The sequence below is a fragment of the Ralstonia sp. VS2407 genome (assembly GCF_052950655.1).
Window position 1 is genome coordinate 1 of record NZ_JBRFVG010000147.1, and the last position, 519, is coordinate 519.

The following is a 519-nucleotide window of genomic DNA, read 5'->3' on the forward strand; positions in this document are numbered from 1 at the left end:
GATCGCCATCGAGTGCGGCGCGACGACCATCAACGTGCCCGACACCGTCGGCTACGCGACCCCGGACGAGTACGCCGCCTTCCTGACCCGTCTCTACGAGCTCACGCCCGGCCTGAAGGACGTCACCCTCTCGGTCCACTGCCACGACGACCTCGGGCTGGCGGTCGCCAACTCCCTCGCGGGCGTGCTCGCGGGCGCGCGGCAGGTCGAGGGTGCCATCAACGGCATCGGCGAGCGGGCCGGAAACGCGGCGCTCGAGGAGATCGTGATGGCCTTTCATACCCGGAGGGACCACTACGGCTTCGAGACGGGCATCCGCACCCGCGAGATTTACCGCGCCTCGCGCCTCGTCAGCCGCCTGAGCGGGATGCCGGTGCAGCCCAACAAGGGCGTGGTGGGCGACAACGCCTTTGCCCACGAGTCGGGCATCCACCAGGACGGCGTGATCAAGGCCCGCGAGACCTACGAGATCATGAACGCCGAACTGGTGGGCCGCGAGGCCGCCGTTCTGGTGATGGG

At 69.2% G+C, this 519-nt stretch carries 1 protein-coding gene; it reads left to right on the forward strand.

What is annotated here, in order from left to right; translation table 11 throughout:
* A partial coding sequence (locus ACU8YE_RS24315; protein ID WP_446929937.1) for a homocitrate synthase/isopropylmalate synthase family protein occupies nt 1–519 on the forward strand: 519 nt, incomplete at both ends.